We start from the raw sequence: 25,964 nt of genomic DNA on the forward strand, positions 1-25,964 counted from the left end.
CTTTGAAAAGCGCCCCGGGCGGGCGCCACTGCCATGTCCGAAGTCGCCAACGAAGCGTCGCGTCGCCGCACCTTCGCCATCATCTCCCACCCTGACGCCGGCAAGACCACGCTGACCGAAAAGCTGCTGCTGTTCGGAGGCGCGATCCAGATGGCCGGTTCGGTCAAGGGCCGCAAGGCCGCCCGCCACGCCACCTCCGACTGGATGGCGCTGGAAAAGGAGCGCGGCATCTCCGTAACCTCCTCGGTGATGCAGTTCCCGTACGAAGGCAAGATCGTCAACCTGCTCGACACCCCCGGCCACGCCGACTTCGGCGAGGACACCTACCGCGTGCTGACCGCGGTGGACTCGGCGCTGATGGTGATCGACGTGGCCAAGGGCGTGGAAGAGCGCACCATCAAGCTGATGGAAGTCTGCCGCCTGCGCGACACCCCGATCATGACCTTCATCAACAAGCTCGACCGCGAGGGCAAGGACCCGATCGAGCTGCTGGATGAAGTGGAAACCGTGCTGGGCATCCAGTGCGCGCCGGTGACCTGGCCGATCGGCATGGGCCAGCGCCTGAAGGGCGTGGTCCACCTGCTGACCGGCGAAGTGCACCTGTACGAACCGGGCCGCAACTTCACCCGCCAGGACTCGACCATCTTCCCGTCCATCGATGCGCCCGGCCTGGCCGAGAAGATCGGTGCACAGATGCTGGCCGACCTGCGCGACGAACTGGAACTGGTGCAGGGCGCCAGCCATCCGTTCGACCTGGACGCCTACCGCGCCGGCAAGCAGACCCCGGTGTTCTTCGGTTCCGGCGTGAACAATTTCGGCGTGCAGCCGCTGCTGGACTTCTTCGTCGAACATGCCCCGTCGCCGCAGGCGCGTTCCACCACCGGCCGCGAGATCGCCCCGGAAGAGAACAAGCTGACCGGCTTCGTGTTCAAGATCCAGGCCAACATGGACCCGCAGCACCGTGACCGCGTGGCGTTCATGCGGGTCTGCTCGGGCCGCTTCAGCGCCGGCATGAAGACCTTCCACGTGCGCACCGGCAAGGAAATGAAGCTGGCCAACGCGCTGACCTTCATGGCCAGCGACCGCGAGATCGCCGCCGAGGCGTGGCCGGGCGATGTGATCGGCATCCACAACCACGGCACCATTTCCATCGGCGATACCTTCACCGAAGGCGAAGCAGTCACCTTCACCGGCATCCCCAACTTCGCCCCGGAACTGTTCCGCCGCGCCCGCCTGCGCGATCCGCTCAAGCTCAAGCAGCTGCAGAAGGGCCTGGCCCAGCTGTCCGAGGAAGGTGCGACCCAGTTCTTCCGCCCGCTGACCAGCAACGACCTGATCCTGGGTGCGGTCGGCGTGCTGCAGTTCGACGTGGCCGCCTACCGCCTGAAGGACGAGTACGGCGTGGAAGCCACCTTCGAGCCGGTCAGCGTGACCACTGCGCGTTGGGTCCACTGCAGCAACGAGAAGAAGCTGGAAGAGTTCCGCGAGAAGAATGCGCTGAACCTGGCGCTGGATGCGGCCGGCCACCTGGTCTACCTGGCACCGACCCGGGTCAACCTGCAGCTGGCCCAGGAACGCTCGCCGGACGTGCGCTTCTCGGCCACCCGCGAAGCGGCGCATACGGTTTCGGTGGGCTGATGCCAGCGGGTCGGATCCCTTTCCGCAGGGAAAGGGCTCTGCCCCCGGCCGTCGCGGGTCGTTCATCCACGCATGGCGTGGATCTACCGCTCACGGATTCATCGGCGCAACGCAGGGATTCACCCACCATACGGTGACGGGCGTGCACACGGCGGCCATCGCGGCGATGATAGGGGGACGCGGGTCCCCCTCCCCGTGAACGATGCCCATGCCCATGTCCACGACGTCCATTGCTTCGATCCGTGAAGAAATCGCCAGCGCCCTGACCCATGGCCTGGGCGCGGTGTTCGCCCTGGCAGCCAGCGCGGTGCTGATCACCCTGGCTGCGATCTACGGCGACGGCTGGCAGCTGGCCAGTGCGATCGTATTCGGTATCGCGCTGTTGCTGCTGTACACCGCCTCCACCCTGTATCACGCCATCCAGCATCCGGTCGCCAAGGGCCGCTTGAAGGTGTTCGACCACTGTGCGATCTACGTGCTGATCGCGGGCACCTATACCCCGTTCACCCTGATCGGCCTGCGTGGTCCGTGGGGCTGGGGCCTGTTCACCGCGATCTGGGCGCTGGCGCTGGGCGGCGTGGTGTTCAAGCTGTTCTACACCGGCCGCTTCAAGGTGCTCTCAACGGTGATCTACATCGCCATGGGCTGGCTGGTGGTCGTGGCGATCAAGCCGATGTGGGCTTCGATCGACGGCGGCACCCTCACCTGGCTGTTCGCCGGTGGCCTGTCGTACACGCTGGGGACCTACTTCTACCACCGTGAATCGATCCCGTATTCGCATGCGATCTGGCACCTGTTCGTGATCGGTGGCAGCGTCTGCCACTTCGTCGCGGTCACCATGCAGGTGCTGTAAACGGCCGCTCGACGGCGGCGTGTGCACGCCATGCACATGGTCGCTTCGCGCCCTGTCCACGAACAGGGGGCAACCATGGCAGCGTGAATGCTGCCGCCTCCCCTGCCGCAAAGCGCACGCCCCGCTGGCGCCTCCGCCGCCCCGGCCCACGAGGCCGGCGCTGGCTCACGATCCTGATCTTCCTGCTGGCGGCACTCCTGCTGCTGATCGCGCTGTGGGACTGGAACTGGTTCAAGGGGCCGGTTGAGCGCGCGGTGCAGGCACGCACCGGCCGTGCGCTGCACATCGGGAACCTTGATGTCGACCTTGGCCGCACCAGTACGATCCGCGCCGATGCGATCACCTTCGCCAATGCAAGCTGGGCGAAGCAACCCGATATGGCCACCGCAGACCGCGTCGAGATCGACGTGCGGGTGTGGCCGCTGCTGCGCGGCAGCGTGCAGCTGCCCGAAGTACGCCTGACCCGCCCGGACGTGCTGCTGGAAACAGCGTCGCGCAAGGGCGACCCGGGCAATTGGGATTTCCTCGGTGGCAGCGCCGGTGGGACCAGCCCGCAGCTCAAACGGTTGCGCATCGATGACGGTCGCCTGCAGTTCCTCGACGCGCTCGGCCGTACCGATATCCGCGTGGACGTGCGCAGCGGCCAGCCGAAACAGGCCGATGCGGCGCCACCGCTGCTGGTACAGGGCAAGGGACACTGGCAGGGCAATCCGTTCACCCTGCGTGGCGGCACGGAATCACCGCTGGAGCTGACCGACAGCGACCATCCGTTCCGCATCCATCTCGATGGCCGAGCAGGCGCCACCCACGCGGTAGCCAGTGGCACGCTGACCAATCCCTTCCAGCTGCGCGTGTTCGATCTGCAGTTTGCGCTCAGCGGCCAGGACCTCGCCGACCTCTATCCGCTGCTCGGCATTGCCATTCCGCCGTCGCCGCCCTATGCGTTGAACGGCCGGCTCAAGCGTGACCACAACGTCTGGCGCTACGACGCCTTCACCGGCAAGGTCGGTGACAGCGACCTCGGCGGCAATCTGCAGTTCGAAGTGGGCGGTGCGCGGCCGCGGCTGACCGCCACGCTGGAATCCAAGCGCCTGGACTTCGATGACCTTGCCGGCTTCGTCGGTGCCCCACCGAAAACCGGCGGCGGCGAAACCGCCAACGCCGAACAGAAGGCCGAGGCCGCACGGGTTGCCGCCCGCGCACGCGTGCTGCCCGACACGCCCTACAACCTCGGCAAGCTGCGCGCGATGGATGCCGACGTGCGCTGGAAGGCCCACCGCATCAACGCGCCATCACTGCCGCTGGACGACATGGACGCGCACCTGTTGCTGGATGACGGCGTACTGCGGCTGGACCCGCTGAACTTCGGCGTGGCCGGAGGCGATATCCGCAGCACGATCCGCATGGACGCGCGCCGTCCGCAGATCAGCACCGCCCTGAAGGCCAGTGTGCGCGGCGTGCAGCTCGGCCAGCTGTTTCCGGACGCGAAACTGGCCGAGCAGGCCAAGGGCGGCATCGGCGGCGAGGTGGACCTGAGCGGCCGCGGCAACTCGATCGCCGCGATGCTCGGCAGCAGCAGTGGCAAGGTCGGCCTGGCGATGGGCCGCGGCCATGTCGGCAACCTGGTGATGGAACTTGCAGGGCTGGACATCACCGAATCACTGAAATTCCTGGTGACCGGCGACAAACAGATTCCCCTGCGCTGCGCCTTCGCCGACTTCGGCGTGCGCGACGGCCTGATGACCAGCCAGGCGCTGGCGGTGGACACTGCCGATACGATCCTCATCGGCGAAGGCACGGTCAGCCTGCGCGACGAGACCCTGGACCTGCTGCTGAAACCGCGCCCGAAGGACAAGAGCATCCTGGTACTGCGCTCTCCACTGCACATTAGTGGCACGTTCAAGGACCCGTCATTCCGACCGGACTTCAAGGCGTTGGGGATTCGTGGCGCGGTGGCCCTGGCACTGGGCAGCATTGCCCCGCCGGCGGCGTTGCTGGCGACCATCGAACTGGGGCCGGGGAAGGATGCCGACTGCGGTGGGCAGTATGCGAAGTAGAGTTACAGCGTTGTTCGCGGCGCCTCTTTTCCCGCGCGTAGAGCCGGAGCAAGGCGACAGGCAGGACACGCCGTAAATACGTCCCTGTAGCAACTGTGTTGCTGGAGAGTCTCAGGCCCGTCAGGTAAACGGGCACGGTAGTGCCGGCCGCTGGCCGGCAGCCTTTGGTCTTTCGCCCTGGCTCGCCTCAGGCGGGGACTAGCTCGCTTTCAGCGTCGCGCACACGGGCGTTGAGGATGACCAGCATCTTCCGCATTACTGCCACGATGGCCACCTTGCCTTCCTTGCCGCGGGCTCGTAGCGACTGGTAAAAATCGCGCAGCCGAGGTTCATGCCGCATGGCCGACATTGCCGCCATGTAGAGCACTTGCCGGATTTCGGCTCTTCCACCGTGGATGCTTCGTTTTCCTCTCATCGTGCCGCTGTCGTGGGACATCGGGGCTACCCCGACCAGGCTGGCGATGCGCTTGCCAGTGATCCTGCCAAGCTCTGGCAAATAGCTGGCTAGAACTGCCTGCAGCACAGGCCCTACGCCCTTCATCGACTTCAGCATCTTCAGTTGAGGCTGCTGACCAACCTGCTCGACGATCTGCTTGCCCAGACGCTCAACCAACGTTTGTAGGCGGGTGATGTTGCCCTGCAGTAGTCGGCGCAGTTCACGATCAAGCACCATTTCCTGCTGCTGCCGCGCGATGGTCAGGGCGTCCATCGCCTGCCGACGTGCCCGAACGAACTCCCGCATCTTCTGCTGCCAAGACTGCAGCGGCTGATAGGGAGGCAGCTTCACCAGGGCGGCCATCTGCGCCAACGCGTAGGCATCCAAACGGTCGGTTTTGGCAATCTGACCCAACCCCTGAGCCAGTTTCCGGGCGCGCAAGGCATTGGCACGGACCACCGGATGACCGGCCTTGTGCAGGAAATCCAGCACAGGCTGCTCATAGCCACCTGTGGCTTCAAGCACGATCTGGCGGGTCGGACGCTTCTTCAGCCAAACATCCAGTTCAGAAAACCCGGAGCGGTTGTTGCCGACCTGCAGGGTTTCTCCGTCCGTCGTACCGATATCCAGCTGACGCTTGCTGACATCAATCCCGATCCCGTTCATCACCTGACTCCGTATAGTCTGGAAGGGTCGAGAGCTCCCCCGCTTGCCCAGTCTTATCGCTTCGAGTGGTCGCTCCAGCAACTGTTCGGGCGGATCAAGGGAGATTCCGGCGTGGGCGCCAAGCTACATGGCGATCGTCGCGATCCTGATTACGGATCGTCGAGATCTAGGCTCGCACGGCGGCCCACGCCGGCTCTCGACGCCTACGCTGCCAGATTCCGATCAGATAAGGCTCGGTCGGCGCATCCATGCGCCTCACGGTCCTGCCTGCCGCCTTGCTTCGGCTCCGGACAGTTTCCAGCGCGCGCGGAACGAGAGCGGAAATTCAAAGTCAGAAGAGAAAAGCAAATTCAAAAGCTGTTGCCAACCAAGGTTGGCAGCTACCAAAAGCAGATCGTCTGCGGCGAATCTCACCGCGCTCGCGGCAATGTATCCAGAGGCAGAGGGCATGGGCGTGCAGGACCGTTGGCGCCATGGATGGCGCCATCGAACCTACAGGGACGTACTTGCGGCGTGTCCTGCACGCCCATGCCCTCAGCCTCCCGGCGTACCAGGAAGGCGCTGCCCTCAGCTCTGGCTCTGGCTTCGAAAAGCGGGCCGGCGGGCCGCAGGCCCGCCAGCGAACAACTCACCCTGCCACGATGTACTGCTGCAGCTGATCCAGCTCGCGCCGCTGCGCATCGATCACCGACTTCACCAGGTCGCCGATGGAAATCACCCCCAGCACCTGTGCGCCCTCCACCACCGGCAGGTGGCGGATGCGGTAGTCGGTCACCAGCTGCAGGCAGTGCTCCACCTGCTCGCCCGGCGAAACCGTCACCACCTTCGCCGTCATGATCTCGGCCACCGCCGTATCCCGCGACGAACGATCACGCAGCACGATCTTGCGCGCGTAGTCGCGCTCCGAAAGGATCCCGACCAGCCGCGGACCATCCATCACCAGCACCGCGCCAATGCCCTTTTCCGCCATCAACCGGATCGCATCGATCACCGCCGCATCCGGCGCGACCGCATGTACTTCAGGAGACTTGCCGTCCAACAGTTGCCGTACCGTGGTCATCTGCCTGCCCTCCGAGGGTGGGTTGCAGGGCCGAGTCTGCCACGGCGGATGCTAGCCACGCGTCAACCAGGTACAACGGGCGCTGCTTGGATTCCTCGTACAGCCGTCCCAGGTACTCGCCGATCAGGCCCAGCGCGATCAACTGCACCCCGCCCAGGAACAGGATCACCGCCATCATCGTCGGCCAACCCGCCACCCGGTCACCGTACAGGGCCGCCTTGGCAATCACCCACACGCCGAATACAAAGGCCACCGCCGCCGTTGCCAGGCCCATGTAGGTCGCCGCCCGCAGGGGAACGGTCGAGAACCCGGTGATGCCCTCCAGCGCGAAGTTCCACAGCCGCCACAGGCTGAACTTGCTGGAGCCGGCCACCCGCGCGTGACGGTGGTAGGGCACAGCAATACGCTTGAATCCGACCCAGCTGAAAAGGCCCTTCATGAAGCGGTGGCGTTCACGCATCTCGCGCAGCGCACTCAGCGCGCGTGGCGACAACAGACGGAAATCACCGGTGTCGGCAGGGATCGGCGTGCGTGACAGGCGACCGATCACCCGATAGAACGCCGCCGCCGTGGCGCGCTTGATCCAGGCTTCGCCATCGCGGGCCAAGCGCGTGCCATAGACGTTGTCGTAGCCTTCGCGCCATCGCTCGACGAACTGCGGCACGAGTTCCGGTGGATCCTGCCCGTCAGCATCGAGGATCATCGCCGCGCCGTCGCGCACCAGATCCAGGCCGGCAGTCAGCGCGGCCTCCTTGCCGAAGTTGCGCGACAGCTTCAACGCCGACACGCGCGTGTCGGCTTGAGCCAATCCTGCGATCACGTCCCAGGTGCCGTCGTGGCTGCCGTCGTCCACATAGAGGATGTGGCCCTCGATATCGGGCATGCCGTCCAGCACCGCGCACAGGCGTGGATGCAGGCAGGGCAGCGCCTGGGCTTCGTTGTAGGCGGCAATGACTAAAGTGAGTCGTTCGCGGGTCATGCACGGATTGTACGTTGCCTGCCGACCCGACAACCCGCGCGCTCAATCCTCCGACAGGTACGCCGCACCGCCCAGCTGCCGGGCCTGGCGCTGGATCCATGCCGCACGCCGCTGCACATACGGCCCCGGTGCTGCCGCGTTGTAGCGCCGCGGTGCCGGCAGCACCGCCGCCAACCGCGCGCTCTCGGCCGGGCTCAACCTGGCCGCATCCTTGCCCCAGAACGTCTGCGCCGCTGCCTGCGCGCCATACACGCCATCGCCGAACTCGGCGATGTTGGCGTACATCTCCAGGATGCGCTCCTTCGGCCACAGTGCTTCGATCAGCACCGTGTACCAGACTTCTAGGCCTTTGCGTACCCAGCTGCGGCCCTGCCAGAGGAACAGATTCTTGGCGACCTGCTGGCTGATCGTGCTGGCCCCCCGCAGGCGTCCGCCCTTGGCGTTGTGGTCGCGGGCCTTCTCGATGGCCTGCAGGTCGAAGCCATTGTGGTCGGGGAAGCGCTGGTCCTCCGCGGCCACCAGCGAGATCGGCAGGCTCGCTGCCATCTGGTCCAGGTCGCGCCACTGGTAGTGCAGGCGATAGGACCAGTCGGCGTCCCCCAATGCCTCGCCATAGCGCCACAGCATGACCGTGGATACCGGCGGGTCGATGAACCGCAGCACCAGTACCTGCAGGCAGCTGAAAGCGGCCAGCAGCAGCGGCAGCCAGAGCAGCCGTTTCCAGCGCCAGCGCCTGCGGCGCGGGACTTCCGCGATGGCCTCCACCTTGTGCTGCTCTCCCCCTGCCCCCATTACTGGTGCATCCTTCTTCTATCCGGTTGTCGGCGCATTATCCGGCAACCGCCCTCGTTTACGCGCGATGTGAGCCGATGACCGCCAACCCCGATTCCCTGATCCGCTTCCTGCTTCCCGACGCTGGCGTCCGTGGCGTCCACGTGCGCCTGCAGGCGACCTGGCAGGAGATCCTGTCCCACGCCGAGTACCCGGATACCGCCGCCGAACTGCTCGGCGAGGCCTGCGTGGCCTCGGCGCTGTTCACCGGCCACACCAAGATCGATGGCCGCCTCTCGATCCAGCTGCGCAGCAGCACCGCGCTGCGCACCCTGTTTGCCGAGTGCACCGCTGCCGGTACCCTGCGCGGCATCGCCCAGCTCAGCGAGGGCACCGATGCGCCGCGCGACCTGTCCAGCCTGGGTGATGACGCCCTGCTCGCGATCACCATCGAGAACCCGGGCCTGGACCCGCGCGAGCCGCAGCGCTACCAGAGCCTGGTCGCGCTGACCGCACCGGAGCTGGACGAGGCCTTCGAGGACTATTTCCGCCAGTCCGAACAGCTGCCGACCCGCCTGCTGCTGGCCGCCGACCGCAACGGCGCCGCCGGCCTGCTGCTGCAGAAGCTGCCGGGTGACGAGGGTGACGAAGACGGCTGGGCGCGTGCCAGCGCCCTGTTCGAGACCCTGGGCAAAGCCGAGCTGCTGGCCACCCCGGCCGAGCAGCTGCTGCACCGCCTGTTCCACGAAGAGAAGCCGGAACTGATGGGCGGCAAGCCGCTGTCCTTCGCCTGCTCCTGTTCCCGCGAGCGGGTCGCGTCGATGCTGCAGTCGCTGGGCGAGGACGAGGCCCGTGCCGCAGCCGCGGACACCGGCGCCGTCGAGGTCCGTTGCGAATTCTGCGGGCGGGAGTATCACTTTCCTTTGACGGAGTTCGGCATACTGTTCCACGGTGCCGAGGGGACTGTACCGGCGCCTGAACGGCTTCAGTAAACGGCTTGTCTTGCATCTGGGGGGATCAAGGCTTGTTAAGAATTCATAAACACCCTAGGATCAAGTTCCCGTCTCCGCGGGAACTTCCGTTGTCCGTCCCTGTCTGAACTGGTCCGATGCGTACCTTCCTGCGTCTACCGCTGGCCCTGCTGATCGCCCTTGGCGCGATCACGGGCGTGCACGCGCAGAGCAAGGACACCCGGACCGTGCTGCCGGTATGGAACAAGGGCAGCGGCAAGGTCGAGGCCCTGCTGTACCTGGAGCCCACCGGCGAACAGGCCGCCGGCGCCCGCTGGCACTTCGGCCGCAACTCGCTGGATGCGGCCTTCGGCCTGTCCTCCGGCGACTCACTGGGTCTGCTCTGCAACAGCAGCAGCGGGACCAGCATGAGCGGCCTGGCCAGTCACTGCATGCTGGCCAGCCTGGGTGACGACGACGACCTCAACAGCCGCCGCTTCACCGGTACCGCCGCGCTGAACCGCGGCAGCGGCCGCCTCGGCATCACCGCCGGCACCGGCCGTGAAACGCTGCCGGCGTGGCTGTCCGGCCCGAACAAGACACCCTCGCTGCGTGCCGAGCAGAACGATCTGACCGTATTCGCGCAGAAGAACATCGGCCGCGAGGGTTTTGTCTCGATCGCCGGTACCTACGCCAAGGCCCGCCTGGTACCGCTGGCCGATGCCGCACCGTCCATCGTCGACCGCTGGGACAGCAAGAGCCTGAGCATCGGCGCCGGCTACGGCAACTTCACCGGCAGCATCATCGGCCGCGTGATCGACGTGCCGGGCAAGCCCGGCAAGTGGGAGGGCCTGGGCATCGGCCTGACCTGGCGTACCCCGTGGTCTGGCCAACTTACCGTTGGCGCCGAGAACGTGATCAGCCGCGGCAAGAATCCGTTCTCCCCGCGCAATGAAAGCAATGACGACGGCACCGTGCCGTATGTGCGTTACGAACAGGATCTCTGACCCCACTCCTGGGTCTTCCTGAAGTGACTTCTCCCGGGCGCCGAAAGGCGCCCGTTGCGTATGCGCGTTCGTGATACACGCAGAGCGCTTTTCGACGAATTGGATACCGCGCAATTCACGTCGACACACTGCGATACACATCAACGGAAACTTTTTTCGTCACTTTGCGCTAACAAACGAGACAGAGTGATGTCACCTGCGATTCAACCCCTTGATTTCGTGCATCAATTTTCATTTTTACCAAAATCATAGACTTGATTAACGCAGCTTTAATTCTTGGCGAACGCCCGCTACTATCGGCTCAGCCTCGCGATTTGGGAGCGCTTTTCGCTCCCCCGCCGGGCATTAACCCAGCCAAGATTTCTTGGAGAGAGAGAGCCAATGAATATCCAGTCCAACAAGCTGCGCGATGCCGTTCTGGTCGCGCTCGTTGCCGGTGTGGCGTCCACTGCCACCGCCCAGGCCCAGGAAGCGACCAACCTTGACCGCATCTCGGTCACCGGTTCGCGCATCAAGAGCACCGACATCGAAACCTCGCAGCCGGTCCTGAGCCTGACCCGCGCCGACATCGACAAGCAGGGCGTGACTTCGGTCGCCGACATCCTGCAGCGCGTTGCCGCCAACGGTGCCGCCCTGAACCGTACCTACAACAACGGCGGTGACGGTTCTGCCGGCGTCAGCCTGCGCAACCTGGGTTCCGAGCGCACTCTGGTGCTGGTCAATGGCCGCCGCTGGACCACCGGCCTGGATGGCAGCGTCGACCTGAACACCATCCCGACCGCGATGATCGAGCGCATCGACATCCTGAAGGACGGCGCATCGACCATCTACGGTTCGGACGCGATCGCCGGCGTGGTGAACATCATCACCAAGCAGAACTTCGATGGCGCGGAAGCCAACTTCTACAAGGGCCAGTACAGCGCCGGTGACGGCGACCGCGAAGCGGCCGACTTCACTCTGGGCACCACCACTGACCGCGCTTCGCTGGTGCTGGGCGTCTCCTACGTCAACGAAAAGGCCGTGATGGCCGGCGATCGCAAGATCTCCGCCGGTGGCCCGCCGTTCTTCAGCGGCCAGAGCAGCACCGGTATTCCGGGTTCGTATCTGCGTAACGACGAGCGTTACATCATCCTCAACGGCGTTGAAACGCCGTTCGATCCCAATGTTCACGGCTACAACACCGCGCCGGACAACTACCTGCTGACCCCCAACGAGCGCACCTCGCTGTTCGCGGTGGGTTCTTACAACGTTACCGACAACATCACCTTCCGCACCGAGGCGATGTACAACGAACGCAAGTCCGAACAGCTGCTGGCTGCCATGCCGGTCACCGGCCAGCGCCTCAGCGCGGGCAGCATGTACAATCCGTACGGCGTTGATCTGACTGGCGTCGCGCGCCGCTTCAACGAAACCGGTGGACGTTCGTTCAACCAGAACGTCAAGAACTGGCACTTCTACGGTGGTTTCGAGGGCTTCTTCGAATTCGCCGACCGCAATTTCGACTGGGATGTCGGCTACCGCTACGACAAGACCGACCAGAACGATCTGACCTACGGCCTGTTCAACAAGCAGCGTCTGGCCGAGGCATATGGTCCCTCGGCGATCCGCGATGGCAAGGCTGTGTGCCTCAACTCCGCTGGCGCAATCATTCCGGGCTGCGCCCCGATCAATCCGCTGGGTGGGATGGGTTCGATCTCGCAGGAGGCACTGGATTACACCTCGTTCACGGCGCATGACTCCGCCAGCCTGGTGTCCAAGGGTTATTACGCCAACATCTCCGGCGAAATCGTGCAGCTGCCGGCGGGTGCATTGGGCTTCGCAGCTGGTTACGAATATCGCAAGGAAACCGGTCAGTTCGATCCGGACGCCTTCATCGCCTCTGGCCTGAGCACCGGCAACGGAGCATCCCCCACCAAGGGTAGCTATGACCTGGACGAGTTCTTCCTGGAACTGTCGATCCCGGTGCTGGCTGACCTGCCGGGCGCCAAGCTGCTCGACTTCAGCGCGGCAACCCGCTACTCGAAGTACAGCAACTTCGGCAACACCACCAACAACAAGTTCGGTTTCCGCTGGAAGCCGATCGACGACCTAATGGTGCGTGGTAACTACTCGGAAGGCTTCCGCGCCCCGAGCATCAACAACCTGTATCGCGGTGATGCTGATTCGTTCGAGAGCTACATCGATCCGTGCTCCTCAACGTCTGGTCGCCGTACCGGCGCTATCGCGGCACAATGTGCGGCAGAGGGCGTGCCGATCGGCTTCGTTCAGCCGGGCGCTGGTAGTGGTGCGAAGCAGACTCCTGAGCCGTTCACCTGGCAGGCCAACCCGAACCTGAAGCCGGAAACCTCGACCAGCAAGACGCTGGGCCTGGTGTGGAGCCCGAGCTTCGTGCAGGGTCTGAACGTGACCCTGGACTGGTGGCAGATCAAGATCGAGGACGCCATCACCCGTCCGGCCATCCAGGACATCATGGATCGTTGCTATGGCGGCACCGCGCAGGAGCAGGCAGCCAACTGCGGCCTGATCACGCGTGACCCGAACTACGGCAGCACCAGCCAGCGTTACACCATCACCAACGTCAACATGCCGCTGCAGAACCTGGCGTCGTACAAGGTGGAAGGTTGGGATCTGGGCATCCTGTACAAGTTGCCGGAAACTTCGATCGGCCAGTTCACCATCACTCTGGACGGCACCTACCTGTCCAAGTGGGATACCAAGTCGACTCAGGATGCTCCGATCGAGGGTCGCCAGGGACGCTATCTCGACCAGGATCCGTACTGGCGCATCCGTTCCAATCTGTATGTGGACTGGTCCTACGGGGACTTCGGGGTCAACTACGGCATTCGTTACAAGTCCGGCATGACCGAACCGTGCCCGTTTGATCCAGTCAAGGAACCGGAAACCTTCGCATACTGCTCTGATGGCGCGAAGGGAACGAACCACATTGGTGCCACGACCTACCACGACATCCAGTTCCGCTACAACACGCCGTGGAAGGGCACCATCATGGTCGGCCTGAACAACGCGTGGGACAAGAGCCCGCCGGTTTCGTACTACACCTCGTACAACATGTTCGACCCGCAGTACGACCTGCCGGGCCGCTACATGTACATGCAGTACAAGCAGAAGTTCTGATCGATCCACTGATCAGCTGATGCAGCAACGGCCCCGCAAGGGGCCGTTGTTCTTTGTGCCTCCGGCAATACGTGGATGGCACGCAAGGATGGCACGCAAGAAAAAAGCCGCGGCAATGCCGCGGCTTTCTCGTGACCAGATACGGCGATCTTCAACCGTTCGGAATCAGCGTCTCGATGAGATGCTCGACATAGGCCTCGAAATCCTCGCGCGCCTGCTTGGGCTGCTGCAGCTGCAGCGACAGCTGGAGGAAGCCGACATAGGCCGCGTACGCCAGGCGTGCGCGGTGGCGCGCATCGGTCGAGCTGAGCCCTGCCTGGCGGAACGAGGCGATCAGATAGTCGAGGCGGCGCTGCGACACGCGGTCGATCACCGGACGCACCATCGGATGGTCCAATGCCTTCAGCAGCTCGCTGTAGATGATGTGCGGCTGCACTTCATGCGCCACCATCTGGAACAGCTGGCGCAGGCGCACGCGCGGGTCCGGTACGTCTTCCAGGCTGCCGAACACCTGTTCCTGTTCGAACAGTTCCCAGCGTTCCAGCGCGGCCTGCAGCAAGGCGTCACGCGAGGGGAAATGCCAATAGAAACTGCCCTTGGTCACGCCGAGGCGCCGCGCCAGCGGTTCCACCGCAACGGCGCCTACGCCTTGTTCAGCAATCAGGTCGAGGGCCGCCTGGGCCCAGTCTTCGGCACTCAGGCGGCTGTTGCGGCCGGCGCGCGGTTCGCCGGCGGAAGCGTCAGGTTGATTCATGGGCTGATTTAACCATACGCCGGGGTTCGTTGCAGTACGCCGTTGCGGGCGAAACCGTCAAAGGGCTCTCCCGCAGGGCTGCCGCACCGCACCATACGATGCAGTATTGACTTCCCTCACAAGCGATCCATACTAGCAAGTATGGTTACGTCCCCTACTCCCGCTGCGTTCCATGACCTGGACCTGGAGGCGGCCCATGGTGCCCGCCTCGCCGCCACTGCCAGCGACCACGGTCGTCGTGGCCGGGTGCTGTTCGCGCACGGTTTCGGCCAGACCCGTCACGCCTGGAATGCCACCGCGCGTGCCCTGTCTGCAGCCGGCCTGCAGACGCTGGCTTATGACGCACGTGGTCACGGCGATTCGGACTGGAATGCCGCCGACCTGCCCTATCACGGCGAACAGTTCGCCGATGACCTGATCGTGCTGGCCGGTGAACAGCCGCGCCCGCCGGTGCTGGTTGCGGCCTCGATGGGGGGCCTGTTCGGCCTGCTGGCCGAGTCGCGCTGGCCGGGCCTGTTCTCGGCGATGGTGCTGGTCGACATCACCCCGCGCTGGGATACCGCCGGTGTCGAGCGCATCCTCGCCTTCATGACCGCCCATCCCGACGGCTTCGCCTCGCTGAGCCAGGCCGCCGACGTGATCTCGGCCTACATGCCGCACCGTCCGCGCAAATCCGAGCAGTCGCTGCGCGCGCTGCTGCGCGAAGACGGTCACGGCCGCTGGCGCTGGCACTGGGATCCGCGCCTGGTGGCCGAACTGGCCCGCGACAGCGAACAGCACCAGGACGCACTGGCCGAAGCCGCGCGCCAGGTGAAGTGCCCGCTGCTGCTGGTCAGCGGTGGTCGCAGCGACCTGGTCACGCCGCAGACCGTGGCCGAATTCCTGGCGTTGGCGCCGCACGCGCGTCATGTACAGCTGCCGCAGGCCACGCACATGGTCGCCGGCGATGACAACGACGCCTTTACCGCTACTGTGTTGGACTATCTGGACGTGTTGCCCGCAGCAGACGCTGCGGCTTCGTCCGCCACAAACGAGCACGTCACCGGAGCACGCTCATGAGCATCGTTCTTCCCTTCCTCGCCCTGCTGCTGGCAGGCGCGTTCGTCGCCTACCACCGCATGCGGCTGGTTACCTGGACGCTGATCAGCGTGGCCCTGCTGGCCGCCTGCTGGTTCATTCCCTACGTCAACCAGACCGCCACGATCGTCGCGGCCGCTGTATTGGCCGTCATCGCCGTGCCGCTGCTGCTGCCGTTCATCCGCAAGCCGCTGCTGACCGGCCCGATGATGAAGGTGTTCCGCAAGGTGCTGCCGCCACTGTCGCAGACCGAGCGCATCGCGCTGGAAACCGGCTCGGTCGGTTTCGAGGGTGAACTGTTCACCGGTGATCCGGACTGGAACATCCTGCTCAACTATCCCAAGCCGCAGCTGACCGCCGAAGAACAGGCCTTCCTCGATGGCCCGGTGGAAGAGCTGTGCGCCATGGTCAACGACTGGGAAATCACCCACGTCCACGCCGACCTGCCGCCGGAACTGTGGGCCTTCATCAAGAAGAACAAGTTCTTCGGCATGATCATCCCGAAGGAATACGGCGGCCTGGGCTTCTCCGCGCTGGCCCACCACAAGGTGATCCAGAAGCTGGCGTCGGTGTCTTCGGTGGTCAGCTCCACCGTCGGCGTGCCCAACTCGCTGGGCCCCGGTGAACTGCTGGTGCATTACGGCACCCAGGAACAGAAGGACCAGTATCTGCCGCGCCTGGCCGATGGCCGCGAAGTGCCGTGCTTCGGCCTGACCGGTCCGTTCGCCGGCTCCGACGCCACCTCGATTCCGGACTACGGCATCGTCTGCAAGGGCGAGTGGAACGGCGAGCAGGTGCTCGGCGTCAAGCTGACCTTCGACAAGCGCTACATCACCCTGGCCCCGGTTGCCTCGCTGATCGGCCTGGCCTTCCGCATGTACGATCCGGATGGCCTGATCGGCGATACCCGCGACATCGGCATCACCCTGGGCCTGCTGCCGCGCGACACCGCCGGTGTTGAAATCGGCCGCCGCCACTTCCCGCTGAACTCGACGTTCCAGAACGGTCCGATCCGCGGCAAGGACGTGTTCATTCCGCTGACCCAGCTGATCGGTGGCGCTGCCATGGCCGGCAAGGGCTGGAACATGCTCAACGAGTGCCTGGCCGTGGGCCGCTCGATCACCCTGCCGTCCACCGCCAGTGGTGGTGCCAAGGCCGGTGCCGCCGTGACCGGCGCCTATGCACGCATCCGCAAGCAGTTTGGCCTGTCGGTTGGCCGCTTCGAAGGCGTGGAAGAAGCGCTGGCCCGCATCGGCGGCAAGGCGTACAAGATCAGCGCACTGTCGCAGGCCACTGCGGCGGCGGTTGACCGTGGTGACGTGCCGTCGGTGCCGTCGGCGATCGCCAAGTACCACTGCACCAACATGAGCCGCGAAGTGATCTCGGACATGATGGACGTGATCGGCGGCAAGGGCATCATCCTGGGGCCGCGCAACTTCGCCGGCCGCAGCTGGCAGGCCGCGCCGATCGCGATCACCGTGGAAGGCGCCAACATCATGACCCGCAGCCTGCTGATCTTCGGCCAGGGTGCGATCCTCTGCCACCCGTGGGTGCTGAAGGAAATGAAGGCTGCGCAGGATCCGGATACCCGTGCCGGTCTGCAGGAGTTCGATCGCAGCCTGTTCGGCCACATCCGCTATGGCCTCTCCAATGCCGTGCGTTCGTTCTGGTTCGGCCTGACCGGTGCACGCTTCGGTGCTGCCCCGGGTGACGCCTACACCCGCCGCTACTTCCGCAAGCTGGACCGTTACTCGGCCAACCTGGCGCTGATGGCCGACATCTCGATGATGACCCTCGGCGGCAAGCTGAAGTTCAAGGAATCGCTGTCCGGCCGCCTGGGCGATGTGCTGAGCCACGTCTACATGACCAGCGCCATGCTCAAGCGCTACCACGACGAAGGCGCACCGCAGGCCGACCAGCCGCTGCTGGCCTGGGCCTTCCATGACAGCGTGCACAAGATCGAAGAATCGCTGTCGGCCGCGCTGCGCAACTTCCCGATCCGTCCGATCGGCTGGCTGATGTGGGCGTTGATCTTCCCGCTGGGCCGTCGTGCCGAGGCCCCCGGCGACCGCCTGAGCCGCCGTGTTGCAGCTCTGCTGATGGCGCCGAACGAAGCCCGCGACCGTCTGGCCAGCGGCGTGTTCCTGACCCCGTGCGAGAACAACCCGGGCGGTCGTATCAACAGCTACCTGAGCAAGGCGATCATGGCCGAGCCGGTGGAGCGCAAGTTCCTGAAGGCGCTGAAGAGCAAGGGCATCGAAGCGCTGGACTTCAAGAGCCAGCTGGACGAGGCCGTGGCCGAAGGCGTGATCACCCAGGACGAGCGCAGCCTGCTGGAAGAACTGCGTACGCTGACCCTGGACACCATCACCGTGGACGACTTCGACACCCACGAACTGCGCGCGGCCAGCTACTACGACCGCCAGCACAAGGACCCGCATTCGCAGGCGGCCTGATCGCCCGCGACACGCGTTGCCACGACGGCGGGCCTCGGCCCGCCGTCGCTTTATCCGCCGACCGGAACATCAACCATGTCCACGCCCCTGCTCTCGCTTTACCACCGCCTGCAGCGCTGGCCTGCCGGCAACTGGCTGTTCTCGCGCGCGGTGTGCTTCAAGGCGCCCTACTTCGCCAGCATCGCACCCACCATCACCGCACTGGAGCCAGGCCGCTGCGAAGGCGTGATCCGCCAGCACCGCCGCATCAACAACCACATCGGCACGGTACATGCGATCGCGATGTGCAACCTGGCCGAGCTGGTCGGCGGGGTGATGGTGGACGCCAGCCTGCCGGCAGACATGCGCTGGATCCCCAAGGGCATGGAAGTGAAATACCAGGCCAAGGCCTTGGGCACGTTGAAGGCCGTGGCGACGCCCATGTTGTCCATCGTCAGTGCTGCGGACGGCTACGACCTGCCCGTGAAGGTCAGCGTGACCGATGCGGCAGGGACCGAGGTGTTCCATGCGACCATCGCGATGTGGGTATCGCCGCGCCCTCCGCGTATAGGCTGATCAACCATGACGACCGCTGAACTGCTTGTGCGCCTGGCAGGCATTCACAGCCTGGGGTTTGCCGCCTTCCATCTGGCGTTCTGGCGGCTGTTCGGCTGGAAACGCGAGCTCGCCCAGCTCGGCACGGTCAACCGCGCGATCATGCAGATCCTCAATCTGCGCGTGATCTATGTGTTCCTGGGAATGGGGCTGATCGCGCTGATCTTTGCCCCGGACCTGGTCGGCACTCGTCTGGGGTTGGTCCTGCTGGGTTTCATGGCGGTGTTCTGGGTGGGCCGCGCGCTTGAACAATTCGTCTTCCTGCGCATCAACGACTGGCGCGTACACCTGCTGACGGGCCTGTTCGTGCTGGGTGCGGCGCTGCATGCCGTGCCAATGTGGCTGGGCTTCATGCGCGCCATCAGCCGCTGATCGGCGGCGCCTGCCAGCACGCGCCCACGTCAGAGCGCTCGCGACACCAGCGCCAGAATGGCCGGTACGGCCTGGATCATGAAAATGCGCCGGCTCACGCTGTACGCGCCATAGCACCCGGCCACCACCACGCAGGCCAGCGAGAACGTCACCAGCACCGGCTGATCGATCACCAGCCCCACCACGATGCCCGCCGCCAGGAAGCCGTTGTACAGGCCCTGGTTGGCCGCCAGCACGCGCGTGGTCTCCGCCTTCTCCGGCGTGTTGCGGAAGGTCTTCAGGCCCAGCGGGCGGGTCCACAGGAACATCTCCAGCACCAGGAAATAAACGTGCAGCAGGGCGACGAGCAACGTCAGGGTGAGTGCGATCCAGTACATGGGCAGTTCCTTGGACAGGGATGGGGGTCGGGCCCCGGAAAATCAGCGGTCGCGCGGCAGTTTCTTTTCTTCGCGCAGTACACCGAACGCGGCTGCGGTCATGCACGCGGCCACCAGCATGCCGCCGATGAACACCACGTGCGAGCCGAACAATGAGAGGCCCTTGTGCACCCACGCAAAGCTCAGGTCCGCGCCGCGGTACACCACGGTATCGATGGCCGCACCGGCCTTGTAGCGCCACTGCCGGTCCACGCGGGTATAGATGGTTTCGCGTGCCGGCTTGGCCAATGCGAACTCGCTGGCGCGGGTCATCACCTGCACCACTGCGACCATCAACGGCATGGGTGAAGCGGCAAGCACCGAAAAGCCGATCAGGATCGCAAAACCAGGGATCAACAGGGCCGGCGCGATACCGTGGCGCGACAGCAGCCAGCGGGTCAGGCCGAGCTGCATCAGCAGCGCCAGTGCGTTCACCGCCAGGTCGATACGCGAGAAGAAGGCCGTGGCAGCGCCTGCATCGTTGAACGCCGCACGCACGATGCTGGCCTGCTGGTTGTACAGCAGGGTGCCCACGCCCACGCCGAACACCACCATGATCGCCAGCCAGCGCAGCAACGGCTCACGCACGATCAGTTTCAGGCCGTCCAGCACGCTGCCCCCCATCGGCTGCTCGCCGGATACCAGCTGCTGCTCCTGCTCACGCAGCACCGCCCAGTGCCGTAGTCGCCAGATGCTCAACAGGCAGATGGCGAGGAAGCCGGCCGAGACCAACATCAGGTTGGCGATGCCCACACGCTGCACCAGGGCACCGGTGATGATCGGCCCGAGAAAGGCACCGATGGTGCCGGCCGCGCCGATGTAACCGTAGAAGGCTCGTGCCTGCGCGTTGGAAAACACATCGGCCATGAAGCTCCAGAACACCGCCACCGCGAACAGATTGAAGACGGTGATCCAGAAAAAGAACGCCATGCCGCGGCCCGGCACACCGCTGTCGAACAGTACGTAGAAACCCAGCAAGGTGACGATGAAGAACCCATACACCGCCGGCAGGAACACCCGCCGTGGGAAGCGGCTGACCAGCCAGCCGTACACCGGCTGCAGCACCAGCATGATCACGAACACGCAGGAGAACAGGAACTGCAGGACGAAATCCTTCAGCGCGATGCCATGACTGGCGAACCAGGCGATCAGCATCGGCGGGAACACCGTTTCCAGGTCGGCCGAGGCGGCCATCGCCTCACGCACCGGGCGCAGCACGTAGTAGCCGCTGAGCAGGCAGAAGAAGTACAGGAACGACCACCACAGCGCCGGCGATTCACGCAGTGCCGCCGCCAGCCCACGCAACGGCCCCTTGCCCTTCACCGCGCTCACGCGGCGTCCCTCGCCAGAAGACGGCGGTTGGACAGCGGCATGGCAGGCTCCGGGGGCGGTGAAGCGCGTACGTTAGCCAATGCACTGCAACATCGCCAGCAGCAGCCTCGCAGAGGGCCGCAACGCAGTGTCACGGCCCCGCCCGGACGACACGTTCCGATACATGCTTTCGTGGCGTCAAAATTCCAACTTTTTCAACGAGATGCGCATTCATCTTCGCTTTGTTTGTGCACAAGGGAAAAGCGGCGCTAGAATCGCCATCAGCAGTCGCGCACGGGTCTCCACGATGAAAAAGAACAGCCTGCGTCGTCCGATCCGTTCGGCGGCCACCGGTTTGCTGGGCATGTTGATGCCCGTTGCCTTGTCCACCACCGCGCAGACCCCGCCGCCATTGCCGCCGATGCCGGCCAACATCGAATCCGCCGCCACCGCCGTCGCCCACACCCAGCCCGCCGCTTACCGCACCGGCCTGGTGCCGCAGGTGCAGCTGCCGGCGGCCGGCTTCAACGTGGCCAACATCGAATCGATGGCGCAGCAACTCACCTATGGCGAGCGTGTGCCCGGCATGGCCGTGGCCATCGTGCAGGGTGGCCGCGTACTCAGCGCGCGTGGTTATGGCGTTACCGATGTCAACAACCCGCTGCCGGTCGACGCCCACACCGTGTTCCGCCTGGCATCGCTGTCCAAGGCCTTCGCCGGCACCATGGCCGGACTGCTGGTCAACGATGGCACGCTGCGCTGGGACAGCAAGGTCACCGACTACGTGCCGGGCTTCCGCCTGAACTCTCCGGAAGCGACCGATCGCCTGACCGTGGCCGACGTGCTCAGCCACCGCGTCGGCCTGCCGTACAACGCCTACGACCGCGACATCGAAGGCAACGCCGAGTACTACGCACTCACCCAGAAGCTGGCCAATACCAGCCTGAAGTGCCTGCCGGGCGACTGCTACGCCTACCAGAACGTGGCCTTCAGCCTGATCGGCGACGTGGTCTATGCCGCCTCGGGGAGCTTCTACGAGCAGTCGGTCGAGCGCCGCATCTTCAAGCCGCTGGGCATGAACGATGCCAGCCTCGGCCTGGCCGGCATCCAGGCCAGCTCGCGCTGGGCGCGTCCGCACGTGCGCAGCCGCAATGGCTGGGTGTCGCTGACACCGAAGCCGACCTACTACCGCGTCGCCCCGGCCGCCGGCGTCAACGCCAGCGCCAGCGACATGGCGCAGTGGCTGCTGGCCCACACCGGCCATCGCCCGGACGTGCTGCCGGCACCGCTGCTGGCCACCCTGCATTCGAGCCTGATCAACACCCCGGGCGAAATGCGTTCGGGCTGGCGCCGCGAGCGCCTGCATTCGGCCGGCTACGCACTGGGCTGGCGCACCTTCGACTACGCCGGCCACGATGTGGTGTTCCATGCCGGTGCCGTGCAGGGCTATCGCGGCCTGGTCGCGCTGGTGCCGGAACGCGATCTCGGCATCGCCATCATGTGGAACGGCGAAAGCGGCCTGCCCAGCGGCCTGCTGCCGACGGTGCTCGATTCCGCGCTCGGCCTGCCGACGCAGCGCTGGCTGGACGTGGACACCGACTTCGGCAGCGACAACCTGATGGCCGAAGGCGCGAGCCCGGCACAGCAGGACAAGCGCAAGGGCAAGGGTGCTTCGAGCAACCGTGCGGTGGCCTCGCCGCGCTGAGTTGGCGGGCTTCATCGTGTGTGCGAAGGGCGGCCTGCGGGTCGCCCTTTTTAGTGGCAGTTGTAGAGCAAAGCAATCGAGCAGTGCTCGACTCTACAAACGGAAGGCTAATGCGCGAAGTAGTGCATGCCGCCATCCACCGGAATCACCGCGCCGGTGATGTAGCCGGCCAAGGGCGAGGCCAGAAAGGCCACCAGCGGCGCCACTTCCTCCGGATCACCAAAACGCCCGATCGGAATGTTGCGTTCGATGAACTCACGCCGGCTTTCCTCGGTTGGATGCAGGCGGTCCCGGATCTGAGCACTGTTGATGCGTCCCGGCGCGATTGCATTGACCGTGATGCCCTGTGAGGCCAGCGCCGACGACAGCCCTTTGCTCCACAGATGCAACGCCGCCTTCGCCGCCGTGGCAGCATTCACCGCGCGCGGTTCCATTGAACCGCTGAGGTTGATCACCCGCCCCCAGCCCTGCGCCTGCATCGCCGGCAGCAGTGCCTGGGTCAGGCGTCGTGCCGAAGAGAAGTTCAAGGCCATGGCTTCCTCCCAGACATCGTCCCCCGCATCCACCGTGGTCGGCCGGCCTCCTCCAGCCGCATTGACGAGGATGTCGACACGCGTCAGTGCCGCCGAGGCTGCATCCGCAATGTGGCGTACCTGCTCCGCATCGGTGAGGTCGCCCAGCAGGACGATCGGTGCCGGCGCGCCTGCAGATTCGATCTCTGCCGCCAGTGCATGCAGCGGCTCGGCACGCCGTGCGGTGATCGCAATGCGTACTCCCTGGGCCGCCAGCAGCCTGGCCACACCGGCACCGATGCCACTGCCCGCCCCGGTGATCAGCGCGGTACACCCTTCAAGCCCCAGATCCATGATGTTCTCCCAATCCGCCAGCCGGTACATCCGGCCCGTGCAGTACATGCTGTTTGATCACCCCTGATTGATAAACTCCGCGCAGGTTTCAGCATTCAACACCCGGGGTGTCAGATGAATCTGCTGGAGAGCATGCAGGTCTACGTGCTGATCGTGGACAAGGGCAGCCTCAGCGCTGCGGCGGCGGCGATGGATATCTCGGCGACGATGGCCGGCAAGCACCTGCGTGCGCTGGAAGCACGGCTGGGAATGCAGCTGTTGAGCCGTACTACCCGGCGCCAGCACATGACGCCCTTCGGCGAGGACTACTACACCCGCTGCCGGGAGATCCTGCGGCTGGTGGAAGAAACGGACGCACAGGCGCAGCACCAGCAGCTGGCACCGGCGGGCACGTTGCGCATCAGTGCGCCGGTGATCTTCGGCACGCACGCACTGGTACCGGCACTGGCCGAATACATGGCGCGCCATCCGGATGTCCGGGTCGAAGTCACGCTGAGCGACCGCGTGGTCGACCTCGCCGAGGAGGGTTTCGAAGCGGCGCTGCGCATCGGCACGCTGGCCGACAGCAGCATGCTGGTGGCGCGTGCGCTGGCACCGTATCGCTTGATGATGTGCGCATCGCCGGCGTACCTGGCCAGGCATGGCACGCCTCGCAGCCTGCGCGACCTCGCCCTGCATCAGTGCCTGTCCTTCGAACCGAGCGCACTCGCACAGTGGCTGCAGGCCGATGCTGGCGAACTCGAGCGTGTGCCCGGCGGCCGGCTGCAGATCAACAACGGCGAAGCGCTGCGCACGGCAGCGCTGCACGGGCTGGGCATCGTGCTGCAGTCGGCACTGCTGCTGGCTGCCGACATCGACACCGGACGCCTGGTGCAGCTGTTCCCTGAGTTCGGCCAGACCGGTCGGCCGATGCACGTGGTCTACGCCCACGATCGCTACCACTCGACCCGCCTGCGCAGCTTCCTGGACTTCCTGGTAGAGCGCTTTCCACCGGCGCCGCACCGCTAGCGTCGACCGTCAGAAAAGCAGTCGAGCACGGCTCGACCCTGCAAACGGCCCATAAAAAATGTCCGCTGTCAAGCTTCTAGGTGAGCGATGCAGCGCGACGATAGGGCTTGTGGGACAACAGGTTAGGCCAATTTCTGGCTTCTGCGTGTCGTTGCCGTTTTTCAAGCTAGGTGTCGTATAGGCGCTTCGCGATAGAAAGCGTAAGAGCGCCGTAGCGTGCAAGATCGCATCGATATCACGCCTTGAGTTGCCACAAGACTTCCTCAAAAGCGAAAGCGCAGCCCGCAGGCTGCGCTTTCATTCTGGGCAGTGGTGGCTGCGCCGACATCGTCAACTCGATTTCGGAGGCTCAGTCTTGCTCGTGCCCCCCTTCCTGAATCCCCGATCTCCAGCCATGAACGCTTCCAGCATATGCGGGATTAGCGTCGCCGCGTCGACAGCCTCGCCATACGCCTGCGCGTGTAGCGCGGCGTAGCGGTCGAGGTCGGCTTTCAAACTGGTCGGGCAAACGAAAGTCAGCTTGGTGCTCTCGGTCTTCGGCAGCGGGCCGAGTCGCAGCTTCTTGGTCGTGCTCATCGTGAAGTCCCCCGGTTGAAGAACAGCGGCTGGTACGGCCGCAGCACCAGATCCCGGTTGACGATGATGCGAACCGGCAGGCCCGGCCGTTGCGTCAAGGTCGGCTGGATGTTGAGGTTGCGCCGGGTCATCTCCTGGCCGACCTGATTGATGCTGTCCTGCGCGCTGTCGCGCCCAGCGATGATGACGCGATCACCATCCTGCCGGTTCTCCGGCGCGGCCAGCTCGGCACCGACGCCCAGCAGCGTGGTGAGTGCCGCACCGGCAAAGATGCGGCCCCAGTGGTAGTCCACATCGTCCTCCAGCCCGGCATAGCCGGCTGGGTCGGTGCCGGCCAGGTTGTCGAGCGTGAGCGAAGACGTGTCCGGCAGGATGATCCGGTTCCAGACGACTTGAACGCGGCTCTGCCCGTAGCTGACCTGGCTGTTGTATTTGCCCAGGATGCGCGAACCCTGCGGAATCAGCAGGAAGCGCCCGGTGGCTGTGTCATAGACCGGCTCCGTCACCGTGGCGATCACGTCGCCGGGCAAGTCCGACTTGATGCCCGTCACCAAGGCACCTGCGACCACTGTTCCGGCCATAACCTGATACGGCGAAATTGGCAGAGTCAGATTGCCGGAATTACGGGTTTCAGTGGGGCCAGCTTTCATGAAAGCCTCTTTCTGGTCTTGCCGGTTTTGCACCGCTGTCGGGTCAGCAGGTTGGGCCGCCGTGGAGGCCGGCCCGGCCGCCAGCGGGTCAAACGCCGCATTGGCGGCGAAGCCCGGCGCAGCGGCCACCTGTGTCTGCGCTACCGGCGCCGCATTCTGCCCACCCGAGCGGAAGAACACGGACGAGGCCGCGGCCGCCTCGGCTTCTTTTCGCAGGGCATCGTTCGGGTCGTGACCGGGGGCCGCGTAGGCAGCCGTCGCCGGCTGCTGCGACTTCACGATAGCCGGGCCAAGATCGCCCGGCAGCGGTGGCCCTAGTTCGGGAACGGCAGGCGGCAACGCCGGCGGCAGCTTGGAATAGTCCGTCGGCAGCGCATCCAGTCCTTCCGACTTTGACACGCGATCGACGTTGTAAAGCTCGGTCTGCTCGCCTGTGCTGCGTCGATGAGGTTGCAGCGACCACATCAGCGCGCCGAGCACGGCGACCGCTAGGACGCCGGCAAGGATGGCCAGCGAGCGCCGGTTCAGGCGTGTGACTGGACGCGGCTGGGCGCGCAGCGCCACTGCCTCCGGCGCCACCTTGTCCGCCTGCGGCGCGGCAAGGTCGGGAGTGTCATCCTGGCTCAT

The 25,964-nt window shown here is 65.0% G+C and carries 22 protein-coding genes; 12 read left to right on the top strand and 10 right to left on the bottom strand.

Annotation, left to right across the window (positions count from 1 at the left end; genetic code table 11):
• The first annotated feature begins 33 nt into the window (after positions 1-33).
• The 3 genes from ACSYS9_RS18190 to ACSYS9_RS18200 all read left to right on the top strand — a co-directional run bounded on the left by ACSYS9_RS18190 (position 34) and on the right by ACSYS9_RS18200 (position 4,548).
• On the top strand, positions 34-1,638 hold the full coding sequence (locus ACSYS9_RS18190) for a peptide chain release factor 3 (RefSeq protein ID WP_014038155.1): 1,605 nt from the start codon (positions 34-36) through the stop codon (positions 1,636-1,638).
• A gap of 214 nt (positions 1,639-1,852) precedes the next feature.
• Positions 1,853-2,491, top strand: a complete 639-nt coding sequence (gene trhA / locus ACSYS9_RS18195; protein WP_005410682.1) for a PAQR family membrane homeostasis protein TrhA — start codon at positions 1,853-1,855, stop codon at positions 2,489-2,491.
• 83 nt (positions 2,492-2,574) lie between these two features.
• Positions 2,575-4,548 carry an AsmA family protein gene (locus ACSYS9_RS18200; RefSeq protein WP_071228093.1) on the top strand — a complete coding sequence of 658 codons (1,974 nt, stop codon included), beginning with the start codon at positions 2,575-2,577 and terminating at the stop codon, positions 4,546-4,548.
• A 187-nt stretch (positions 4,549-4,735) separates the two neighbouring features.
• Here ACSYS9_RS18200 and ACSYS9_RS18205 read toward each other — a convergent pair whose 3' ends face one another.
• The 4 genes from ACSYS9_RS18205 to mtgA form a co-directional block, all read right to left on the bottom strand.
• Positions 4,736-5,650 (bottom strand): IS110 family transposase, encoded by a 915-nt coding sequence (locus ACSYS9_RS18205; RefSeq protein ID WP_180844144.1) that lies wholly within the window; start codon positions 5,648-5,650, stop codon positions 4,736-4,738.
• A 628-nt stretch (positions 5,651-6,278) separates the two neighbouring features.
• Positions 6,279-6,710 carry a CBS domain-containing protein gene (locus ACSYS9_RS18210; RefSeq protein WP_019336409.1) on the bottom strand — a complete coding sequence of 144 codons (432 nt, stop codon included), beginning with the start codon at positions 6,708-6,710 and terminating at the stop codon, positions 6,279-6,281.
• Positions 6,670-7,689, bottom strand: a complete 1,020-nt coding sequence (locus tag ACSYS9_RS18215) for a glycosyltransferase family 2 protein (RefSeq protein WP_071228201.1) — start codon at positions 7,687-7,689, stop codon at positions 6,670-6,672. The genes ACSYS9_RS18210 and ACSYS9_RS18215 overlap by 41 nt, the downstream gene beginning before the upstream one ends.
• A 42-nt stretch (positions 7,690-7,731) precedes the next feature.
• Complete coding sequence (gene mtgA, locus ACSYS9_RS18220) at positions 7,732-8,481, bottom strand: monofunctional biosynthetic peptidoglycan transglycosylase (protein ID WP_071228202.1); 750 nt, start codon at positions 8,479-8,481, stop codon at positions 7,732-7,734.
• A 77-nt stretch (positions 8,482-8,558) separates the two neighbouring features.
• Here mtgA and hslO point away from each other — a divergent pair, with 77 nt between their 5' ends.
• The 3 genes from hslO (at position 8,559) to ACSYS9_RS18235 (ending at position 13,552) form a co-directional block, all read left to right on the top strand.
• A complete protein-coding gene (hslO, locus tag ACSYS9_RS18225; protein WP_071228203.1) occupies positions 8,559-9,452 on the top strand; it encodes an Hsp33 family molecular chaperone HslO in 894 nt (297 codons plus the stop codon).
• Between the two features lie 116 nt (positions 9,453-9,568).
• Positions 9,569-10,417 (top strand): XOO1806 family protein, encoded by an 849-nt coding sequence (locus ACSYS9_RS18230; RefSeq protein WP_049401414.1) that lies wholly within the window; start codon positions 9,569-9,571, stop codon positions 10,415-10,417.
• 381 nt (positions 10,418-10,798) lie between these two features.
• The gene (locus ACSYS9_RS18235) at positions 10,799-13,552 is read left to right on the top strand and encodes a TonB-dependent receptor domain-containing protein (RefSeq protein WP_440568298.1); all 2,754 of its coding nucleotides are present in this window, start codon (positions 10,799-10,801) and stop codon (positions 13,550-13,552) included.
• Positions 13,553-13,703: 151 nt separating this feature from the next.
• Here ACSYS9_RS18235 and ACSYS9_RS18240 read toward each other — a convergent pair whose 3' ends face one another.
• The gene (locus ACSYS9_RS18240; RefSeq protein ID WP_006464233.1) at positions 13,704-14,306 is read right to left on the bottom strand and encodes a TetR/AcrR family transcriptional regulator; all 603 of its coding nucleotides are present in this window, start codon (positions 14,304-14,306) and stop codon (positions 13,704-13,706) included.
• A gap of 141 nt (positions 14,307-14,447) precedes the next feature.
• Between ACSYS9_RS18240 and ACSYS9_RS18245 the strand changes: the two genes are divergently transcribed.
• From ACSYS9_RS18245 to ACSYS9_RS18260, 4 genes are all read left to right on the top strand, one after another.
• A complete protein-coding gene (locus tag ACSYS9_RS18245) occupies positions 14,448-15,365 on the top strand; it encodes an alpha/beta fold hydrolase (RefSeq protein ID WP_071228205.1) in 918 nt (305 codons plus the stop codon).
• Positions 15,362-17,839, top strand: coding sequence for an acyl-CoA dehydrogenase (locus ACSYS9_RS18250; protein ID WP_071228206.1), 2,478 nt, complete (start codon positions 15,362-15,364; stop codon positions 17,837-17,839). The genes ACSYS9_RS18245 and ACSYS9_RS18250 overlap by 4 nt, the downstream gene beginning before the upstream one ends.
• Positions 17,840-17,914: 75 nt before the next feature.
• On the top strand, positions 17,915-18,394 hold the full coding sequence (locus ACSYS9_RS18255) for a hotdog fold domain-containing protein (RefSeq protein WP_049420962.1): 480 nt from the start codon (positions 17,915-17,917) through the stop codon (positions 18,392-18,394).
• A gap of 27 nt (positions 18,395-18,421) precedes the next feature.
• Positions 18,422-18,805, top strand: a complete 384-nt coding sequence (locus ACSYS9_RS18260) for a hypothetical protein (protein WP_256200917.1) — start codon at positions 18,422-18,424, stop codon at positions 18,803-18,805.
• A gap of 29 nt (positions 18,806-18,834) precedes the next feature.
• Here ACSYS9_RS18260 and ACSYS9_RS18265 read toward each other — a convergent pair whose 3' ends face one another.
• Together ACSYS9_RS18265 and ACSYS9_RS18270 are read right to left on the bottom strand one after the other, a co-directional pair.
• Entirely contained in the window at positions 18,835-19,182 is a 348-nt protein-coding gene (locus ACSYS9_RS18265; RefSeq protein WP_071228207.1) for a DUF1304 domain-containing protein, read from the bottom strand.
• 42 nt (positions 19,183-19,224) lie between these two features.
• Positions 19,225-20,553, bottom strand: a complete 1,329-nt coding sequence (locus tag ACSYS9_RS18270) for an NTP/NDP exchange transporter (protein ID WP_071228208.1) — start codon at positions 20,551-20,553, stop codon at positions 19,225-19,227.
• A 286-nt stretch (positions 20,554-20,839) separates the two neighbouring features.
• Here ACSYS9_RS18270 and ACSYS9_RS18275 point away from each other — a divergent pair, with 286 nt between their 5' ends.
• A complete protein-coding gene (locus ACSYS9_RS18275; RefSeq protein WP_032130059.1) occupies positions 20,840-22,237 on the top strand; it encodes a serine hydrolase domain-containing protein in 1,398 nt (465 codons plus the stop codon).
• 107 nt (positions 22,238-22,344) lie between these two features.
• Here the strand turns inward: ACSYS9_RS18275 and ACSYS9_RS18280 are convergent, their stop codons facing one another.
• The gene (locus ACSYS9_RS18280) at positions 22,345-23,103 is read right to left on the bottom strand and encodes an SDR family NAD(P)-dependent oxidoreductase (RefSeq protein WP_071228218.1); all 759 of its coding nucleotides are present in this window, start codon (positions 23,101-23,103) and stop codon (positions 22,345-22,347) included.
• A 114-nt stretch (positions 23,104-23,217) separates the two neighbouring features.
• Between ACSYS9_RS18280 and ACSYS9_RS18285 the strand changes: the two genes are divergently transcribed.
• Complete coding sequence (locus ACSYS9_RS18285; RefSeq protein WP_049463542.1) at positions 23,218-24,111, top strand: LysR family transcriptional regulator; 894 nt, start codon at positions 23,218-23,220, stop codon at positions 24,109-24,111.
• Positions 24,112-24,441: 330 nt separating this feature from the next.
• Here ACSYS9_RS18285 and ACSYS9_RS18290 read toward each other — a convergent pair whose 3' ends face one another.
• Both ACSYS9_RS18290 and ACSYS9_RS18295 read right to left on the bottom strand, forming a co-directional pair.
• Complete coding sequence (locus tag ACSYS9_RS18290; protein WP_034018438.1) at positions 24,442-24,687, bottom strand: DUF2274 domain-containing protein; 246 nt, start codon at positions 24,685-24,687, stop codon at positions 24,442-24,444.
• Positions 24,684-25,964, bottom strand: coding sequence for a TrbI/VirB10 family protein (locus tag ACSYS9_RS18295; RefSeq protein WP_014603536.1), 1,281 nt, complete (start codon positions 25,962-25,964; stop codon positions 24,684-24,686). The genes ACSYS9_RS18290 and ACSYS9_RS18295 overlap by 4 nt, the downstream gene beginning before the upstream one ends.

This window comes from Stenotrophomonas sp. STK17_22, assembly GCF_051983905.1.
GTDB lineage: Bacteria > Pseudomonadota > Gammaproteobacteria > Xanthomonadales > Xanthomonadaceae > Stenotrophomonas > Stenotrophomonas maltophilia_A.